At 56.4% G+C, this 18,647-nt stretch carries 13 protein-coding genes and 1 pseudogene; 11 read left to right on the top strand and 3 right to left on the bottom strand.

The genetic code is table 11. From position 1 onward, the window contains the following. Positions 1-140: 140 nt before the first annotated feature. Positions 141-1,304 carry a 5'-methylthioadenosine/S-adenosylhomocysteine nucleosidase gene (locus WN982_RS40090; protein WP_341317474.1) on the bottom strand — a complete coding sequence of 388 codons (1,164 nt, stop codon included), beginning with the start codon at positions 1,302-1,304 and terminating at the stop codon, positions 141-143. A gap of 127 nt (positions 1,305-1,431) precedes the next feature. On the opposite strand from WN982_RS40090, the gene WN982_RS40095 reads away from it, so the two are divergent. The 7 genes and pseudogenes from WN982_RS40095 (at position 1,432) to WN982_RS40125 (ending at position 8,987) form a co-directional block, all read left to right on the top strand. Further along, positions 1,432-1,596: a hypothetical protein gene (locus WN982_RS40095; protein WP_341317475.1), complete on the top strand. Its 165-nt coding sequence runs from the start codon at positions 1,432-1,434 to the stop codon at positions 1,594-1,596. Between the two features lie 817 nt (positions 1,597-2,413). Beyond that, entirely contained in the window at positions 2,414-3,340 is a 927-nt protein-coding gene (locus tag WN982_RS40100; RefSeq protein WP_341317476.1) for a hypothetical protein, read from the top strand. Between the two features lie 239 nt (positions 3,341-3,579). Next, positions 3,580-5,253 (top strand): phospholipase D-like domain-containing protein, encoded by a 1,674-nt coding sequence (locus WN982_RS40105; protein WP_341317477.1) that lies wholly within the window; start codon positions 3,580-3,582, stop codon positions 5,251-5,253. Between the two features lie 47 nt (positions 5,254-5,300). After that, the gene (locus WN982_RS40110; RefSeq protein ID WP_341317478.1) at positions 5,301-5,858 is read left to right on the top strand and encodes a phosphoglycerate mutase family protein; all 558 of its coding nucleotides are present in this window, start codon (positions 5,301-5,303) and stop codon (positions 5,856-5,858) included. A gap of 226 nt (positions 5,859-6,084) precedes the next feature. Beyond that, the gene (locus WN982_RS40115; RefSeq protein ID WP_341317479.1) at positions 6,085-6,468 is read left to right on the top strand and encodes an alkaline phosphatase family protein; all 384 of its coding nucleotides are present in this window, start codon (positions 6,085-6,087) and stop codon (positions 6,466-6,468) included. Between the two features lie 50 nt (positions 6,469-6,518). Next, positions 6,519-7,654: pseudogene (locus WN982_RS40120) on the top strand (IS3 family transposase); the annotation flags it as partial. A 217-nt stretch (positions 7,655-7,871) separates the two neighbouring features. Beyond that, positions 7,872-8,987 (top strand): alkaline phosphatase family protein, encoded by a 1,116-nt coding sequence (locus WN982_RS40125; protein ID WP_341317480.1) that lies wholly within the window; start codon positions 7,872-7,874, stop codon positions 8,985-8,987. Between the two features lie 31 nt (positions 8,988-9,018). On the opposite strand, the gene tnpB is transcribed toward WN982_RS40125, so the two are convergent. Together tnpB and WN982_RS40135 are read right to left on the bottom strand one after the other, a co-directional pair. Next, complete coding sequence (tnpB, locus tag WN982_RS40130) at positions 9,019-9,324, bottom strand: IS66 family insertion sequence element accessory protein TnpB (RefSeq protein WP_341317481.1); 306 nt, start codon at positions 9,322-9,324, stop codon at positions 9,019-9,021. Next, entirely contained in the window at positions 9,318-9,734 is a 417-nt protein-coding gene (locus WN982_RS40135; RefSeq protein ID WP_341317482.1) for a hypothetical protein, read from the bottom strand. The genes tnpB and WN982_RS40135 overlap by 7 nt, the downstream gene beginning before the upstream one ends. Before the next feature lie 957 nt (positions 9,735-10,691). Here WN982_RS40135 and WN982_RS40140 point away from each other — a divergent pair. The 4 genes from WN982_RS40140 to WN982_RS40155 all read left to right on the top strand — a co-directional run bounded on the left by WN982_RS40140 (position 10,692) and on the right by WN982_RS40155 (position 18,516). Continuing rightward, positions 10,692-13,691: a CHAT domain-containing protein gene (locus WN982_RS40140; RefSeq protein ID WP_341317483.1), complete on the top strand. Its 3,000-nt coding sequence runs from the start codon at positions 10,692-10,694 to the stop codon at positions 13,689-13,691. Between the two features lie 72 nt (positions 13,692-13,763). Next, complete coding sequence (locus WN982_RS40145; protein ID WP_341317484.1) at positions 13,764-15,965, top strand: hypothetical protein; 2,202 nt, start codon at positions 13,764-13,766, stop codon at positions 15,963-15,965. Beyond that, on the top strand, positions 15,958-17,373 hold the full coding sequence (locus tag WN982_RS40150; protein WP_341317485.1) for an alpha/beta fold hydrolase: 1,416 nt from the start codon (positions 15,958-15,960) through the stop codon (positions 17,371-17,373). The genes WN982_RS40145 and WN982_RS40150 overlap by 8 nt, the downstream gene beginning before the upstream one ends. 753 nt (positions 17,374-18,126) lie before the next feature. Further along, positions 18,127-18,516 carry a transposase gene (locus tag WN982_RS40155; protein ID WP_341317486.1) on the top strand — a complete coding sequence of 130 codons (390 nt, stop codon included), beginning with the start codon at positions 18,127-18,129 and terminating at the stop codon, positions 18,514-18,516. Positions 18,517-18,647: the final 131 nt, after the last annotated feature.

The following is an 18,647-nucleotide window of genomic DNA, read 5'->3' on the forward strand; positions in this document are numbered from 1 at the left end:
GTCGTGACGGGCGAGACTGCAGCTAGCAGGTAGAACCAGTGAGGTTGCACGTCTTCTGGAACACTGTCACTGCATGGCTGGCGAAAGCCACCTTTCATCGCCGGCATGAATGCAAGGCCACCAGACCATGTCAGGATAGACTAGGAGAAGAAGGTTTCCGGCAAGGATTCCAGGAGGCCTCTTGTATATGACGCAGCCGCCAAGGCGGCGTAGCGCTGCCAGGTATCGTTCTTGTGGCTGTCGCAATAATCGCAGACTCCGCGAACGACCATTATGTCCTGCTCCATGGACCATGCTGCGTCTTGCACGCCACTCCCTTCCATTTCAATTGCCCGTACATTCCACTTGTCTCTAATCCGGTCCCGGGAGGAGGGATCTTTCAACAAGATATTTGCGCTACCGATTGCGCCTCGATGCACCAAAGGTTCACCCGCCCGCCTGTTCGACTGGGGAGGATGAGGGATTTTGAGACGGCCTTCATACAAGACATCGCTTCGTGCGGAGGGTCTCTTGAAGACGGCGTCCTTTTGTGCAACATTCTTGATCAAGGCTTTCCACGATGAACTTGAGTTCGCATCGTCGACCTCGAGTTCATGTACAGCATTCACCAACCTCCGGTCGGGCTTCTGTGGATGGGCGCGATTTTCGTCGCCGGCGATTGTGCGTTTAACAAAGTCATATTGAATGATGCCGCGTTCGTCAGCCACGACAACGTCGCCGAGGCGAACATGCTCAGATGGGTTTTTTGGACTCGGACACCCGCCGGCGATCCCGACCATTATTACGTGCTTCAGTTCCTTGTGGAAGCTTCTCAATGCATGAATTGCTAAAATAGCTGCATTGCTGTTCCCCATACCAGAGGTAGCAAGTAATACCCGACGCTCGAAGCCATCGATCGAGCGGTAGCAACCGGTTCGGTACGAGTTAGGATCGCCAGGTCCGCCACTGATTCGCTTGTCGTCAACTGCATCGAAGGTTTTCAGGACTGCCTGCGTCTCGAGCGGCAAAGCACAGACTATTAGTACAGAAAGCGGAGCGACACTCGAGAACTTAAACGTCCAGTCAGATCGGGACGGCGTCAATTTAACAGGTGGCAACTCGACATTGTTAAACTTGGCCGTTATCGAGACCGTGGCGGTTGGGGGGCTGACGAACTGTCTTATAAACCCCATATATTGCTTGACCACCGATCCTACGATTTCGCCTGCATCGGTACTTATCGTAAATTCAACGCCCGTGAGCGATTCGCCGTTACGATTGACGGCATCAAGGTATAAAGGTCTGAACTCTTGTTCGGGCGTCATATCCGGGGCGCTAGCAGCAGAATTTGACGGTGGTGTTTCCTCGAGTGCAGATTACGCAGCATTCGTCGGCAATCAGTTCGCTTACTGCACAGGTGACGTCACATCTCCTATCTTGGGCGGTGCGCGAATGGACGACCATGCCCGAAAAGACATTGCCGAGGCGACCATCCCGATTCCCGGGAATTGGGGCCAGCCCACCCATAATCGAAACGATATCGAACTCGTCAATCGGGCCTACATTGATCGACACCTGATCCAAGGCAACATGGATGATAATCCGAGCGAAAAATGAGCCAGCTGGGGATCCTATCGCGTCCATATAACTCGTACCAGGGAGAGGCATGGATACGTTGGCAAAAATCGAACCGGGACCCCGGCTAGTCAGGGATGGGATACTCTCCAGAGCAATTGAAGCGGGCCCAGGTAAGGGAAAATACCCAACTGGTAGTGGGAGTGATGCCAATTGAACGATCATGGCTGGCTCGCAGTGGTGGGCCCATATTCGGTGCGACACTGAACCCGTTAACCATAGTTCAACATCTCTGTTGATGCGAGTTTAAAAGGGGGCGATGCGTTCAATAGCATCGCTGGTACTTGCTCCGAGAGAGATTTGTGCGGGATTGCGCGATAGCGCACATACTTTTCCAAAGAAACTTTGAGCTTGAAGGAAAGTTGGGTATGCACCTTCAGTATACCCAGCAGCAGGGAAAGGCGGATCGAAATCGCTAACGTCGTGTTGCATCCGAAAAGTATGAAAAACACATGGCACGTTCTCCCACTTTTGTCCAGGGTTGATAGGGCGGATGAGCCGCAGAAAACGAAGAGTCGCTGGGATGTGGCATTTGTAAAATGGACAAGGCGATCGACCGCCGCCCCTAATCTTCCATTCCTAAAACCACGGCCCGTCTTGCGTGTCGGTTCGCTAACGCACGTATCGTGAACATTTTTTCGCTTGGTATAGGAAAAGTTATACCTATACTTCGGCAGGCACGGCTCAATTGTACAAATCGGGTCACTTTGATCAGTCTCTGACTAGCTCCATACGAGTGCGCATCCCGGAATAAATCAACCCGCAGTCAGGAATGTCTTCTATTTGAAAGGAGACGACGATGGCATCCGAATTTCCAATCGCACTGCTGGGTCCAAACGATTTACATTCGGATAAGGCGTCCGTCCTGACGACGTCGACATGGCGACTACTTGCCCAAGGCGACTCATGGTTCTCAATTGGCCAACTACCTCCATGGCTGACCGGGAACCTGCTTTTTAGCCTCAGATTTCCGGAGTCAAGCGCCGCTGTTTCATACGCTTCTCCCGGAAAAACCTTCGCCCAGATGGTCGACTGGCACCGGGAGACGTCGTTTGCAGCCGCCCTGGCTGGAGGCAATCTCGCATATCAATGGGACGCAATACTCCTATCGGCGGGCGGCAATGACCTGTTCGACGCCATACTTCTCCTTCCGGACGAACCCGATCCTGACAAAGCGTCGAGGCGAATTCTCTTGACGCCAGCCGAGCGCTCTGCGATCGGCAATGTGGCTCGCTACGTTCGAAACAGCGGTTGGAATAATCTTATTCGACTGCTTGTCGACTGCTTTGCGGCGTTGATTTCGAAAAGAGATAGCGCCGGCAGCCGATCGAGATTTGTGCCGATTTTTGTCCATACCTACGATTGTCCACAGCCCAGGTGGGCTCCCGCTGGACCGGGCATCGGACCATGGTTGGCACGTGCGTTTAAGGAGTATCAGATTCCGGAGGATGACTGGTTACCTTTGACGCGGCATCTAATTCAGCAATGGGCCCAGTTTTTGGGTGGCGTGAATGCGACCCTTATGCGGGATAGGGCTGTATCAACTCCGAACGTCGTTCCAGTAAATTTGATTGGAACACTTTCTCCGGCACCGGCAGCGTCTACTGGCGAAAGCGGGGATTGGCGAAACGAAATCCACCCGTCGTTTCACGGCTACGCCAAGCTGGCTGTGGCTTTCGAGAAGCAGGTGCACATCGTACCGACAACCGTCGTGGCCGCTGCCTGATCTTTCTCTCGAAGGGAACGGCACGCTGTCACTAATGGCTTACAAAGAAAGGTTGTTCAATGCCGCAATGCCGGGAATTTGACGCCCGCCAGTGCGGTAACACTTAACTTTCTAAGCAAAAGGAAATTGATTTACTGCACGTCGTTATAGTGCAGAGGATTGCAGGAAGTAACGGCGAGCGCTGTCGTCGGACGGACGCCGCATAGTATCGCGCCGCCCACGGCGGGCGAAGAGAAAAAATGAGAGAGAGGGCAATCATGCGGAACAGGAAAGAATCCGGCGGCCTAGTCGTCAAGGCTATCTCTGGAACTTACGTCGTACTTCTTGGATGGGACGTAGCGAAGGCCAATGAGGCCGGACTGCTCGGGATCGCCATTCAGCGAACCGACGAAACCGAGAACGAAACGTATTGGCTTCGCGGGATGAAGATCTTTCCCGATGCAAAGCCTTTACCTCCCGGAGGCACTGCATCTAGCCTGGAGCAACCGTTTCAATCTTTTCAATGGGCGGATTACTCCGCGAAGCCTGGTCGCAAGTACACGTACACGTTGACTGCAATGTACGGTTCGCCGGGAGCGCTGACGCCCGGGGCGTCGGTGACTATCCTGATCGAAACTGAACCTGAAGATAGCGGCGTCCACAGCGTCTACTTCAATCGAGGAGCGATTGCCTCTCAGGAATATGCGCGCCGTTTCCAGGATAGGGCGCCAAACGAGGTTGGTCAAGCTGCGTACGACTGGTTATCCCGTGGCTTATTTGAGGCAATTACCGGTTTCATAGCGAAGGCAACCGACGGAACGTTCGGCATCCGGGTAGCGATGTACGAGTTTCAGTGGGCCGGCGTGCTTCAGGCGCTGAAGTCGGCTGCTGATCGAGGCGCCAACGTTCAAGTGGTCTACGACGCGATCAACAACGCTAAAGAAGATCCGGTCCGCAGGAATGACGAGGCCATTGATGGAGCCAACATCAGGGCGCTGTGTCGCGGGTTCACAAATGGCCGAATCATGCACAACAAGTTCATTGTGTTACTGAAAGATGAGAAGCCAGTTGAAGTGTTGACCGGCTCTACCAACTGGACGGAAAACGGGATCTTCGGCCACCTCAATTGCGCTCACGTCGTCAGTGATCCAGCTGTGTCACGGGCATACCTCGATTACTGGACCCAACTGTCGGAAAACCCGGATACGGCCGTTATGCGCTCATGGGATGATGACAACGCGCCAGCGCCGAGCAACCCTCCGGAGGATGGTGTTTCAAAGGTCTTTTCGCCACAGAAGGGTGTCGCAACGCTCCAAAGATACTCCCAGATCGCCGGTTCCGCGAATGGTGCGCTATTTATGACGTTCGCCTTTGGAATGAATCAGGATTTCCTGAAATTATACAAGCAGGATGGCGAGGTCTTGCGGTTCGCTCTGATGGATAAAGAAGGTGCCGGCCGCAATCTCGATCAAGCCAAGCAAGATATCGAGTCGCTTCGTGCGGTCAAAAGCACAGTTGTAGCAATAGGTCAAAACGTCACGTTGAACCGCTTCGATCGCTGGTTGAAAGAGCGCGATGGATTGCCATCCGGCGAATTTGTGCGCTGGGTGCATACCAAGTTCATGCTTGTCGACCCTTTATCTGATGATCCCATCGTAGTGACGGGGTCGGGAAATTTCAGCGCAGACAGTGTTGAAAGCAATCATGAAAATATGCTGGTGATTAGAGGGAGTCAACGAGTAGCTGACATTTACCTGACCGAATTTATGCGGCAGTTCTCCAGTTACGCGTTTCGCGATGCCGTGTTCGATGCAATAAGTGCTGGTAACAAGGAGTTCCAGCCTCAGTTTTTGGCCACCGACTCGATGTGGATCAATCGGTATTCAGAGTCGGGTTCTGCAGGCGCACTGCGAAGGGCGTACTTTTCGAAATAGCGCAGAGCTCGCTGTGAGCACAGAATTGTTACCACAAGGAGGCTACGATGGCCCCGACCCGCATCATGTTCATTCGTCACGCAGAGAAGCCGGGGCACGGCGTCGCATCAGGGGTCGACTCAAACGGCATGGCTGACCCGAAGAGTTTGACTCCCCGGGGATGGCAGAGGGCAGGTGCCTTGGTTCGGTACTTTTCCCCGCTTCGCGAAACGGAGCCTGTCGCCACCATCAAACCGAGCACGATATTCGCAGCAGGGATTGATATGGGCGATCCCAGCCGACGCCCGATTGAGACTGTAACGCCTCTCTTCGAGTTCTTAAAGTCACAGGGACCGATCGAGCTGATTACACAACATCTGAAGGCAGACCACCAGGCGCTGGTCGATGATGTGCTTTCGCGTGAGGGGGTGGTGCTCGTCGCATGGGAGCATAGGGAGATTCCAGCGTTGATCTCTCTTCTTCCGAACAGGCCGAAAACACCAGAATCATGGCCAGGCGATCGATTCGACGTGACATGGCTATTCGACAATACCCCCGATGGGTGGACGTTTAGCCAAATGCCGCAACTTCTGCTGGCAGGAGACACGACCGAGCCGATTTTGTGAGCGACGCGCACGCGGGCGCGTGAAGCACGCCAGCCAATCAACCAACGCCAGATATTGAAAATGTCACGAAACACCTCTATGCCAAGGACAGAGGTCGCACGCTCGGTAGCTAAAAAAACTCTGGCAGGCACGACAGCAGAACCACGGCCTTTAAGCGTTCCGTTGGGTACAGGTGTAGCGACTCACGCATATGAGCAAGTCTCAATCTCAAACACAGGAGCGAGCCATGGGCGACCTACTTTTTGACCACGTCGTGGTACTTATGCTGGAGAACCGATCCTTCGATCATCTGTTCGGCTATCTCGGGAAGGGGGAGGGTGTCGGCGGCCTTTCTCCAGAGGCGACGACCAACTACCTTCAGCCGGGGAAAGCAACCACGACCGCATTTCACGTGCGTAAAGGCGGAGATTTCACAGCTGTGGGCGGTGGCCCCTCGCACTCCCTGAAACAGACAAACGAACAGCTATTCGGAAAGACTGACGTAGGCGTCAATGCGAAGGCGGCCGACGCGACACTCGACGGCTTTGTGGCGTCTTTCCGAGCCACGCTGGCGCATGACCTGAAGCGTGAGCCAACGGAAAGCGAACTGCAGCAGGTAATGAATTGCTGAAGTTGACCCGCCGAAACGGACACCTATCCTTTTGAGAAGGAGGTGCCGTGATGAGAAAGCATCGCACGCCGTACCCGGCGGAATTCCGCGCGCAAATGGTGGAGCTTGTGAAGGCGGGGCGCACGCCTGAGGAGCTTTCGCGCGAGTTCGAGCCCACCGCGCAGACGATCATCAATTGGGTGGCGCAAGCCGATCGTGACGCGGGAGTGCGTCAGGACGGGCTGACCACGGCCGAGCGGCAGGAACTCACGAGGCTGCGCCGCGAGAACCGGCAACTGAAGACGGAGCGCGATATTCTCTCTCACGCGGCCGCCTGGTTCGCCCGCGAGACCGGGGCCGTACCGCCGAAGGGTACGGATTCATGAAGGCGAACCGGGCCCGCTGGCCCATTGCCACGATGGCGCGGCTGCTGCAGGTCTCCACCGGCGGCTACTACGCGTGGCTGGTGCGTAAACCGTCGAAGCAGGCATGCAGTGACGCGCACCTGCTCGCACGCATCCGTACCTTGCATGCGAGTTCGCGTGGCACCTACGGGGCGCCGCGCATTCATGTGCAGCTCGCGCGTGCTGGTGTGCATGTGGGACGCAAGCGCGTGGCGCGCCTGATGCGTATGGCGGGTCTGTGTGGCGCAAGCCGGCGGCACTGGAAGGTCACCACGCGTCAACGCGCGGGAGCGCGGCGCGCGCCCGATCTGGTGCGCCGGCACTTCAGTGCCGAAGCGCGCAACGTACTGTGGGTGGCGGACGCCACCTACGTGCCGACCGGTGAAGGGTTCCTGTATCTGGCGGTGGTGCTTGACGTGTTCAGTCAGCGCATCGTCGGCTGGGCGATGTCCAGTCACTTGTACACGGAACTGATGCTGCGTGCACTGGACATGGCGTTGCTGCAGCGGCGCCCTGAAGGCGTGATCCATCATTCCGATCAGGGGTGCCAATATACCTCTATCGCCTTCGGACGACGCTGCCGCGAGGCGGGCGTGCAGCCCTCGATGGGTACCGCAGGAGACTGCTTCGATAACGCGATGTGTGAATCGTTCTTCGGCACGCTCGAAGCGGAGTTGCTTACGCGCGAGCACTTCGACACCCATGAGCAGGCCAGGCGCCGCCTCTTCTGGTTTCTGGAGAGCTGGTACAACGTACGCCGCCTGCATAGCAGCCTGGGCTACCGTTCACCGCTCGAATTCGAAGACCTGAACCCGACAAACCAGACCGTGTCGCCTTGCGGGTTGCCCACCGGCGGGCAGCGTCATGATCGTGAGAAGCGACCCGCCGCCCGCCCGTGGACAACCCGCAGCTCAACGCTCAATGGAGGCTAAATCACATTCAATCTCTGACTGCAAATCTGTCCGTCGAAACGGGTCAAGTTCATGCTTCGATCCAGTTCAACTGCCTGTCCTTTCTACGTTGGCCAAAGAATTTGTTCTATGTGACCACTGGTTTTCAGACGTTCCCGGGCCAACGGTCCCTAACCGCGCGTTTGTTCATGCCGCAACGTCGCAAGGTTATACAGATAACGCGGGTTGGAAGCCGGAGCTCAACTGCGACACGATCTACGACCGGTTGAAATCGAGCGGCAAGAGTTGGCGTGTCTACTATCACGACCACAATGATGTTACGGAGCTGTATCCGGGGTTGGCAAAGACGGTCGGGAACAATGTGCTGTTTGACGAAAGCTTTTTGAGCGATGTCGCCGGTGACAGACTGGCGAGCTACTCGTTCATCACGCCGGCTTTCATGAGCTCGCCGCAACAGCCGGTTAATAGCATGCACGCGCCGGCGGACGTCCGGCCGGCCGAGAAGCTGGTCGCAGACGTGTACACGGCCTTACAGGCTCACGAGGAGGTGTGGAAGAAAGCTCTCCTGATCATAGTTTTCGACGAGTGCGGTGGCTACTTCGACCATGTGAGACCACCAGCGACTGTCTCACCGGATGACATTCCTGGACATACTGACAAGCCTTACCTGGTTCCTTTTGACTTCCAGCGCCTCGGTCTTCGCGTGCCATGTATATTGGTTTCTCCCTGGTTCGAAGCACAGGTTGACTCGACGGAGTACAGCCACTCAACGATTCCCGGATCAGTAATCGAAGCTTTTCAACTAGGTGACTTCCTGACAAAGCGCGACAAGGGCGCGGCGAAGCTAACACAAAAGTACCTGCTGGGCGGCGCCAGAAGACAGTGGCGCACCCAAACTCCGACAGTGACCGTGCCGGTTCAGCCCCCAGCCATGGATCCGACGCAGCAGGAAATTCTGGAAGGGGCAGTGAATCTGGACCCTCATCCGGAGAACCGGAACAACTTGCGCACTCGGGATATCCGCGATCCGATGCAGGCGAAACAATTCGTTCAAACCCAAGTCGCCAAGCATCTTGAGCATTATTTTGCCTCGGCAGGCCAAGGGGACGCCGCCGAACATCTTGCAGCCGATCGTCAGCCGGCTTCGTCAACCGTCAGTGCCGCACGCATCAACGAACTCAAGCTTTCGAGTGGCAAACCGAGCCGCACTGACCCTCGTCCGTAGTGCGGTCAGGACAGCGTCTCGCAAAGCTTACTCATTGAAGCATGGCGATTAGAGCGCAACATCGAGCGGACTCACAGTTCGCTCGGTTATATGTCTGAGCGTGTGGCCAGACAAAACGGCCGCGTTCGAGCCGGTTGTACCAGAGCGCGAAGCCAGTGCGATCCCAGTAAAGAACCTTAACCTTCGAGCGATCGCGCCCGACAAACACGAACAGGTTATCCGAGGCTGGGTTCTGGGCAAGCAGAGGCTCGACGAGGTACGACAGGCCGTCGATTGCTTTGCGCAGGTCGACCGTATCGCGGCAGATGTGGGCTCGAACATCGGCTGCGATCAGCACCGTATACCGCCGAGCTGTCCCAGCACGAAGCGCACGATGCGCCCGGCGTGAGCGCCGGTCAGTTCAATGCGAACTCCGGCGAGCGACAACATCACGCGATCACGTGAAGACGACCAAGCGTCCAGCACCGGTGGCGGCGTCGGAGTGACTGGCGCGGCGTCCGGATGGGGGGCGATAAATGCAGCGTCTGGTGTGACCGCGAGCGGATGCGCCTCTGCTCTTTCCTCGCCCGAGAGCTTCTTGCGCCACAGGATGAAGGCACTGACAGCGAGCCCCTGCTCACGACAGAAACGTCGCGCGCCGACTCCGCTTGCTGTCCATGCCATGACCATTTCGCGCCAGAATGCCTCGCCGTGCCGAGGGCGTCGCACGCCCGTCGGTACAGCTGTCTCCCCCGTTGCGTCGTCCATCGCATTGCTCCATCGTTACGATGGCAACACCTTCGCACCGCGCTTACATTCGTTCAAGACGGGATGCGCTGACGGATACTTAGAGCTGCATGCCACAATGATCGACCATACGTACTAAGGCAGAGCTGCGGCGTACCATTCGATGCGAAACCGGTGCGTAACTCAGAACAGTGAACTCGTCTGTGGAGTCAAAATGTTGCGAGTTGCCAAGTTTCGGCCGTATCCCCGACTGCAACGCCGAGCGGCGTCACAGTTCGCGAGGCTATCTGACGCACGAACAGTTCGTCCAAGCGCAGGACGCCCGGCAGCTTTAAACCTCGGACCGTGGCAGCGGACCGCACTGAAACGGTGGCAGGTCACGAATCTCTACCCCGGCTAGGGCAATAGGAAACCGCGTGCGGGTGCGTGCCGGGAGCGAAGGCAAGCACGACGGGAAAGTCCCCAAGCATCTGCTTAGATCGACTGTGTCACAAAGCAGCTCCCAATTTCGGCGGGCACAACGACCACCAAGGGTTCGTGACACCCGCAAACTGGTCAAAACGCCAGAGCCACCTGAATACTTTCACGATCACGGTGATCGCCACAGTCTCAGCAGGCTTCTGCCCAGATTAGGAAGCCGCTATCTGGGAGAATAAGATGCGTCACGCGCGACGTGCACTCCATATCACAGATAACGTGGCGGAAAAATACTGGCTGTTTGTCTGTTTCTCCCCCCAAAGCAAAAAAAGGCGGCGGGCAACAGTAGATTTCATTTGCTCCAGTGTGATAGCTGGTCTATGGTTTAAGGGCCCATCCGCGCGCTGCCCGACTCGGCCGAGCAAGCCATTTGCGTCGCAATAGCAATCAAGAATCGACGCTTGATTATCTGCTACCCCCTGGCTTCGGTCGTAACCTGGAAAGTGCCTCCTCTTGGGGTCTTCCGCATTTCCCTCACCGAATGTATGGGGGCTCACACCCATGCAACAAATAAGCTATCGACAGGACGTTGCTTTGTGGAGGCAGCGTCACTCTGAAACACAAGCAGCCGCGTCTCAGTGGCCGATTGTTATCAAAGGCTGGGAGAAGCTCGCAAACGATGCGCGTGGCTTTGCTGATCCTACATCTCGCCTGACCGCCATCCTAATGCTCGCTGACGCGTATCGCGAATATTACGAGACTAGCCCGGATACCAGTCTGCTGGAAAAAGCCAAAAGACTTCTGCTTGACACCGCTTTGCCGCTCTCCGCAAGCATCGGTGATCCGCACCTCCGAACCAGCGTGGACTTGGAGTTGGGTTCGATATACCTTTCCCTGTACGAGAACAACAGGGACTCTGAGCACGCAGTCCAAGCCGACGGTTGTTTCATCAAGACAATTTCCGCAATCAGCAAGGGCGCGCGGTTGTGGGACATTGTCCATCACAACCGTGGCAACCTTTTCGCTCTCCGCTATGTCGTGACAGGAAACAATGCCGACTTTGATACTGCATTGTCCTGCTACAAAGCCGCACTGCAGGTGCGCGAGCACGATCCACACTCCGTCCGACTGTGCCGGACTTTGAACGGCTTAGCCGGGCTTTACGAACAACACTACCGATTTACGGGGAGGGCAAGCGATTCCCTGGAGGCAGAGGAATTCTACGAAAGGATCCTACTCGTCCTCGACCAGCACTATCCGGCCCTCGCGGCAACCGCTCACTCAAATCTTGGCAATCTTCTCTCGGCTCGGTACAACTTGACGCAAGAACAGGCGGATGCGCTCGCAGCCGACGAACACTACAAGTCCGCCCTTGAATCGGTGTCATTTCTGGAAAGTCCCGACCTGTGGGCCACAGTTCAATCGAACCGTGGCACGCTCTGGGCAACGGTTTACTACATTTACTCGGCCGTCAACGGCGAGAAGGCGTTCCAGAGCGCGTTGGAGTGCCTGAACGCAGCGCTCGATGTCATTCAAAAAGAGGCCGCTCCACATTTTTGGGCGACCGTACATCAGGAACTCGGACAAATCTATGTCCGCCATTTCGAAAGCACCGGCAGCGAGGACGATGCGAAGGATGCGCTGACGCATATTCGGAAGGCACTGCGAGTCTGTCGGCGCCGCGACGTGCCTACACTCTGGGCCACGCTGCACCAAGACGCGGGAATTCTTGCCGCTTTATCCTTCCGAAAATACGGCCCGGCAGTTGACGCACGCCGCGCCGACCGGCATTTCTCGCTGGTGCTGGCATCCACCTCCTTGCCCGATTCTTACCTAGTGAGCGCCGGCGCCGAATTGATGAGGTTGCGCATCTCGACGGCGAATTGGCAGGGCGTTTTAGAAGCCCATTCCCGCATCGGGTCGATGATTGAGACACTCACGCAGGTTCAGATCTTTCTGGAAACTGATGAGGAGTGGCTCCGACACGCCCAAGGCGTGTCTGCCATGGCCGGCTACGCATGCGCGCATCTTGATCGACCGCTTGACGCCGTTCGGTACGTCGAGCAGGGACTAGCGCGACGCATCGCTGTCGCGTTCGGTACAGATCGCGTGCTCCTCGAGACTACTGTTAAGCGCAACCACCTCGCTCAGTACACCGCGCTCAACGAAGCGGCGATGCTGCTTCGGGATGCAAGCCGCACTTCGTCAGGCCAAGTGAGTCTGAGTCTGTCTCAAACAATCGAGCGGCGAATGGAGAGCCGTGGCTGTCGGTTGAAGTTTGACGAACTCGTGAACTCCATCCGTCGCATACCTGGTTGTGACGGTCTTTTCCACGGAAGCGGTATCGAAGAGCTAGCTGCTGTGGTCGAGCCGAGAGAAGCCTTAGTCTATCTTGTCACGATGTCACCCGGAACCATCGCGCTTGTCGTGACAAAAAGTTCAGACGAGATCTCCGTTAAAGCTGTTCCCGCTGAGGCCCTCGACGCCAAAGCGATTGATGAACTCCTTACCGGGCCCGAAGATGGCGAATCGCTAGGCGGCTACCTTGCAGGTCAACTACTTGACAACAATCGGGATCGGCCGCCCGAGTCATTTCTAAATGCGGTGAATTCCAGCCTGTCTCTTTTCGGAACCCGTCTGATTCAACCAATATTGTCGCATCTGAACGGACACGACATCTGTCGCATCGTTCTACTTCCCGGTGGGCGCGCAAAGCTTTTGCCCTTTCACGCAGCATACCTTCCTGAAAATGACGGTCACACCACGTTACTCGACAAGCTCGACGTCATTTTCGCACCCTCCGCTCGCTCGTTGATACAGGCACGCCCGCTGAGTGCAGCTCGACCGGACTTGCCGAAGTACCTCGGCGCAGTCAGCAATCCTGCTCCAACCCACCAACAGTTACGCTTCGCGAACATTGAAGTGAGAGAAATCGCACCCCTCTTCCCGGCGAGTGAGTGCCTGTCCGGTCCGAACGCAAAAAAGGCCGCCGTATTGAGGCTGATGCAAGATTGCACCCACCTTCACTTCGCTTGTCATGGCGTCTTCAATCTGGAGGCACCCCTGATGTCCTATCTGGCTTTGGCTGGGGAGGAGCTCACGCTAGGTGAGCTTGCCCGGGTTTCTCCCCTACGCGCGGTGCGACTCGTCGTACTCTCGGCCTGTCGCACTGGCATCTCGCACGACCGAAAGCTACCAGACGAACCGACAGGCATCGCCACCGGCTTCCTGGAAGCTGGAGCACCGACAATCGTTGCGACACTTTGGCCAGTCGACGATGTTCCCACGACGTTTCTGATACTCGATTTTTACAGACGGCTCTTCGCGAACGATGCGAACTGCCCACCCGCGCGCGCTTTGCGGGAAGCACAGTGCTGGCTTCGTGACGTCAACGCCGACGCAATGTGCAAAGAATTAAAAAGACTAATGGTTAAGGAGCAAGACCCTGATACTTACGCAACGTTATCTGATACGTATCGATACCTCTACGGACTATCACCCGAAGCGCGCCCTTTTTCCCATCCGTACTTTTGGGCGCCATTCACCCTCACCGGGGCATAGGGCCGTAGCAGATACTGTTTGAAATAAACAACGCGAGTTGACGCGAATTCAACCGGTTTTGTTGGAGGAACTATGTCTTTCGACTACTTCACTTTCCTGCGCGGCCTGTTGCCCATTCTCGATAACCGTCGGTCGGAGAATGGCCCAACAGATCCGACATACGTCACGCTACTCAAGTTAGTCAAAGATTTCGCCGATCAAATGGCGAGCATGGATCGCGACGAGAACTCACTTCGCCATCTCGTTGACACGATTCTGGATTTCGGGAGTCAAGTTTCTGGCGACCTTGGACTACGGGAATTGCTTCGCCAGTCAACTCCATCGACTCCCAAGGGACTTACAAGTGGAGGAACCGGTCAGAGGCGCGGCGCTGCGCCGTCTGGCGACACATTTGGCGCGCCGCCTCCGCGCAACTTCGAAGAACCTCAGACTGGCGATACCAACATGGCTATCGAAACCGCAAAAGAGATCAACTCGTTGATTGACTCGTGGCCTCTTTCCGGCGAGTCCAGCTCAGAGCCTCGAACAAAGGCACCAGCACGCCAGATTCAGGTAACGGCACGTTCCATGTCAGGCGAACCGACTACGGAGTTCGAGCCGCAGACCAGGTACGACCTTCGCTTCTTTGTCGCGACGCCTTCGTCCGGAAGCCTCGCCGAAGGAAACGTCGACGTGACGGACGTGCCAAAGGCAGGGCTACAGGCCCGTTGGATCGTCACATCCACAGACGTCGAGTTTCTATCCGTTTCGCCTCGTGGAATCGTCGAAAAGCAAGGGGATACGTGGGCGTGTGACTTTCCGCTGGAGATCCCTGGGGACGGTGAAAGCGAAGTCGTTAGCTTGAACGTACGAACCACTGAGGTCACAGGCAATCTCATGGTGAGGATTCTGGTGGCCGGGGAGGAATACAGAAAGCTGGACGTCAAACTCGGTTTTGGTGCCAAAGTCATCGAAGATGCGGTATGCACTGCTCCCGGCCATATTCGACTTCGCCCAACTCACGAGTGGACGACGCCACCGGAGCATCTTGCTTTCTACATTGGTGCACGCGACACGCACATCAGCACAATACGTGGAGCCAATGAATACGGAAGCGCTGAATGGACGGCGAAAATCGCCACGCTCAAGAATCCGATCGATAACGTTCGAAAAGCCCTCGAGAAATTCCGGATCGCCGCCGAGACGCACGTCAATAGCCTGGACGTGACTGACATGCTCAGCCGCCTGAAGCAAGAGCGCTGGAAACCATATGACTGGGGGGCCTGTGCTACCGTCAACGTCGCTTGCCCTTCCGACAGTGCGTACACCAAGGCGCTACACGATCTGGCCCATGTGGGCTATACCCTTTTCGATACGTGTTTTCCCCCCGACTCGCGACTCCGGGCGATACTCGAAAGCCTTCCGCCCGGTAGCCGGACCGACTTCATTTGGACCAGTCGTGGCGCAGTCGACTGGGTTTCTCACGTACCGTGGGCACTAATGTACATGAAGTCCGTCGAGCCATTCGAGTCCGTAGACTGTAGCCAGTTTTTCGGCCTGCACTTTCGGATTGGAAGCACTTCCTACGAGTCAAATCAACCGTCTAAGGCGCTAGGGGATCCCGCCCAGGTTAGCGCACTGCATTTTCTGTATTGGGGTTCAAATCCGAACGATGACATCGGTGCTCAATCGAGCTGGCAACGAAATGAGTTCAAAAGCTGGGCGCGACATCACCTTGTGCCAAATGACCCGAAAAGCCAAGACCGAAAGAGTCAAGTGATCCTTGCACTCGCCAATCCAGGGCCGAGACCCGCTGGCATCCTCTACTTCTACTGCCAATGCAGTGTAAAGGATGGAAGCGAACCCATTCTCCAGTTTGGCGAAGACGCAAGAATCGAAGACACCGTTGAGGAGAAAGAATTCGGTCAGAAAGTTCTCACCGATGCGCCATTTATATTTGCCAACGCCTGTACAACTGCTTCGAGTGTTGCCCTGGGCGCGAGCGAACTGGAAGCTTCTTTCTTTCGGCGTGACGTGCGTGCATTTCTCGGAACCGAAAGCAGGGTACCCGTAGTGCTCGCCAGCAGGTTTGCGTGGCTGTTCTTTCAGTTCTTCCTGCGTCGAGTCGATCCCAAACCGATGGCGGCCGGTGAAGCGCTGGCGCAATCCCGAATGTTTCTGTGGTCCCAATACGGCAACCTTGGTGGTCTGTTTTATTGCTTGGTGAACAGATACGACCTCTTCCTGGCATCAGCCGACGAAGTGAAACAACTGAAGGAGTCGACAAATGAGTAAGCTCGAAGCGTTTCGACTTGCGGACTGGGAAAAGCAATCCCAGATGCTTCAAGATAGCGAAACTGAAAAGGCCGTAGAGAAATGGCTAGGATCCGCCGCCTTGGGAGATCTTCGCAAAATGGCTGGCGGTTCGCATCTAGCTGGCGGGAAGAAAAACATAATCGTCGTCCCAGGTGTCATGGGTAGCGTGCTCCAGAGTAAAGGCTTTGGGGGCATCTGGTGGATGGACATGGTTCGTGCACGAGACAAATTGAACTCGCTAGCTCTAGCTTCCGACGGGCTTCGCGATATCGACGCGTCCACCGATATCGACCCTTGCGCAATTGACATCGACTATGCTCCGATGCGCGCGGCAATCTCAAATTCTGACGATTTCGGAGGAAGTATTCAGTTTCCGTATGACTGGAGAAGGCCCCTTGCCGCGTCCGCAGAACGCCTTCGCGATGTCATTCTCAAGGTACACGCCGCCTATGGGGAGAGTGTCCATCTGGTGGGACATAGCATGGGCGGTCTAATGATACGCACCGCCCTCATGCTGCATGGCACCGAGCTCTGGCCGAAAGTCGGAAAGGTGGTCTTCATCGCGACACCTCACTACGGGTCTCCGTCCATCGCGGGCTACCTCAAGAACCATCTTTGGGGATGGGAGGCACTCGCCCTTGTGGGAGCCTTTCTTTCTCGCGAAACGTTCCGGTCGCTGTGGGGTGTGCTCAGCTTGCTGCCGGCACCAGCTTCAATTTATCCCGGCACTCGAAACGGCGAGCCTCATCCGTGCGCAAACTTCGATCTCTATGACGCTGGCGCTTATCACCTCAATCTGGATGCCACGGCAACCGTCAATTTGCAAAAGGCGCTCGACGCTGCCAAAAAATTCTATTCAGATCTGTATAACTGGCATAAGACTGCTCTGTCGCCGTCCGAGCGAGGGCGCATGCTTCAGATCAGTGGCGTCGGCCGCAAGACACTGTTCCGACTGGAAGTCAAGTCTGGATGGCTGGGCGCATGGGAGGACGTCGAAAAGATTACGGAGCGAACGCCCGGGGATCCGAATCGCGAGGGCGACGGTCGCGTGCCTCTGGCTTCAGCTGAACTAGAGGGGGTGCAACATCGGTATATCAAAGGACAACACGGGACCCTGCAGAACATTCCAGCCGTCGTTCAGGAAGTACTGGCGTGGATCAATGACTCGGAACTGACGCTGCCGGATTCCGCACAGGCAGCATTGAGCTCTCACCTAGCAGGCGGTGCCGACAGCATCGCCCCAAATCTTGACGGAACCACAGGGTTCAGCCCCAACGACGACGAATATGACAGGTACAGCGATATCCCGGAGGCCCGGATCCAAGAGCTAATTGCCGAGCTTCAGGCCGGCGGGATTCCTGGCATCGACCTAACTCGTATTCTCTAGACTGACAAGTCGTCGGAGCGGCCTCATCGAGGGTAACGGCGAGAACTAGAGCTTTCACTACTCGCGTCTACATCGTTTGCGGACAGCTACGTTTGCGTTGTTCGCCCCTTGCCTTGACCACGCGGGCAACCCCGTAGGGTTGCCCTTTTCTTTCAGGCACTTACCTTACTCACAACCAGATTCTCCACAGGTTTGCCAACAGAAACTGTGGAAAACTACGAATTTGCTTAATTCGAACTTGAGAACTCCGGCTGTGAGCGGACGCCTTGTGCATTTTTGCTAAAGGCACTCGCGATTAAATTGGACACCGCGCGTCCTGAAAGTCCGCTTGCCCGCACGTGGAGGCCGACCAAGCGTATCTGATTCACCGCGTACGACGAGCCCTCAGCCGGTGTACGCATATGGGCGCTCAGATGCATACGCTGCCAGTCGTAAAGACTCCGAGACCGCTGTGAATCCGTGCGCCACAGCCCGTCACTGACGGAAGACGGACCGGTTCACTTTGGCGACCCAATTGGCAACACCAACTGCTTACCCAGTCTCGTGCCCACTGAGCACTCGAAGGAGGTCGCTCAGAAAGTCGCGCGCCACGGGAGCAAGGTTTTCAGAACCGACTTCAGAGCCGGGCGAACTCCTGCTCCCTCGCGTTCCGCGAATCGCCGGAACATCGTAAGCGCCAGTTTCCGCCCACCTAGCTTCCGTGTTTGAGAAGGTCCACGATTGCGTCCGCAACCCAACTTGCGGACGCAATCCATGACCCAGGATGACCTGACCTTTTTGCCCTTACGTGTGACGCGCGTTGGTGTCGGCGGCAAGCGCAGCTTCGATCCGGCGGGCAAGCGACGGCTGATCGAGGCCTGCCTGCAACCGGGCGCATCGCTGTCTGGCCTGGCGCTGAAGGCTGGAGTGAACGCCAACCAGTTGCACAAATGGGTTCGGCAGCACGAACGCTCAAATACCCCGGTGAGAGACGACGTGGCGTGCGGGTCATCGGCCTTCGTGCCGGTCGTCGTCGCGATCGATGGCCCGGCGCCGGTGCTGGCTGCGGCACCCGCTGCGCGCCCCGTACCAGAACGGGAACCATCGCGTCTGTCGCCGCGATCAGCGACGTCGGCGCGGCTGTCGGCCCAGTCAACGGCGTAAGGAGTGGTCACGTCGCCGCCGCGATTTAGATGCAACTACGCTGTTGAGTTGCTTGCTCGTGGAGACGTCTCGTCGAAAGTAGTATTCCAGGCCGAATTTAGTCCGCGCATCGGATGGGCTCGCTCCGTTCG

The sequence above is a fragment of the Paraburkholderia sp. IMGN_8 genome (assembly GCF_038050405.1).
In the GTDB taxonomy this organism is placed as follows: Bacteria; Pseudomonadota; Gammaproteobacteria; order Burkholderiales; family Burkholderiaceae; genus Paraburkholderia.

Excerpts from the sequence above, each read along its gene's own strand:
- WN982_RS40090 (WP_341317474.1), bottom strand. The coding sequence starts at position 1,304 with ATGACGCCCGAACAAGAGTTCAGACCTTTATACCTTGATGCCGTCAAT.
- WN982_RS40095 (WP_341317475.1), top strand. The coding sequence starts at position 1,432 with ATGGACGACCATGCCCGAAAAGACATTGCCGAGGCGACCATCCCGATT.
- WN982_RS40100 (WP_341317476.1), top strand. The coding sequence starts at position 2,414 with ATGGCATCCGAATTTCCAATCGCACTGCTGGGTCCAAACGATTTACAT.
- WN982_RS40105 (WP_341317477.1), top strand. The coding sequence starts at position 3,580 with ATGAGAGAGAGGGCAATCATGCGGAACAGGAAAGAATCCGGCGGCCTA.
- WN982_RS40110 (WP_341317478.1), top strand. The coding sequence starts at position 5,301 with ATGGCCCCGACCCGCATCATGTTCATTCGTCACGCAGAGAAGCCGGGG.
- WN982_RS40115 (WP_341317479.1), top strand. The coding sequence starts at position 6,085 with ATGGGCGACCTACTTTTTGACCACGTCGTGGTACTTATGCTGGAGAAC.
- WN982_RS40135 (WP_341317482.1), bottom strand. The coding sequence starts at position 9,734 with ATGGACGACGCAACGGGGGAGACAGCTGTACCGACGGGCGTGCGACGC.
- WN982_RS40140 (WP_341317483.1), top strand. The coding sequence starts at position 10,692 with ATGCAACAAATAAGCTATCGACAGGACGTTGCTTTGTGGAGGCAGCGT.
- WN982_RS40145 (WP_341317484.1), top strand. The coding sequence starts at position 13,764 with ATGTCTTTCGACTACTTCACTTTCCTGCGCGGCCTGTTGCCCATTCTC.
- WN982_RS40150 (WP_341317485.1), top strand. The coding sequence starts at position 15,958 with ATGAGTAAGCTCGAAGCGTTTCGACTTGCGGACTGGGAAAAGCAATCC.
- WN982_RS40155 (WP_341317486.1), top strand. The coding sequence starts at position 18,127 with ATGACCCAGGATGACCTGACCTTTTTGCCCTTACGTGTGACGCGCGTT.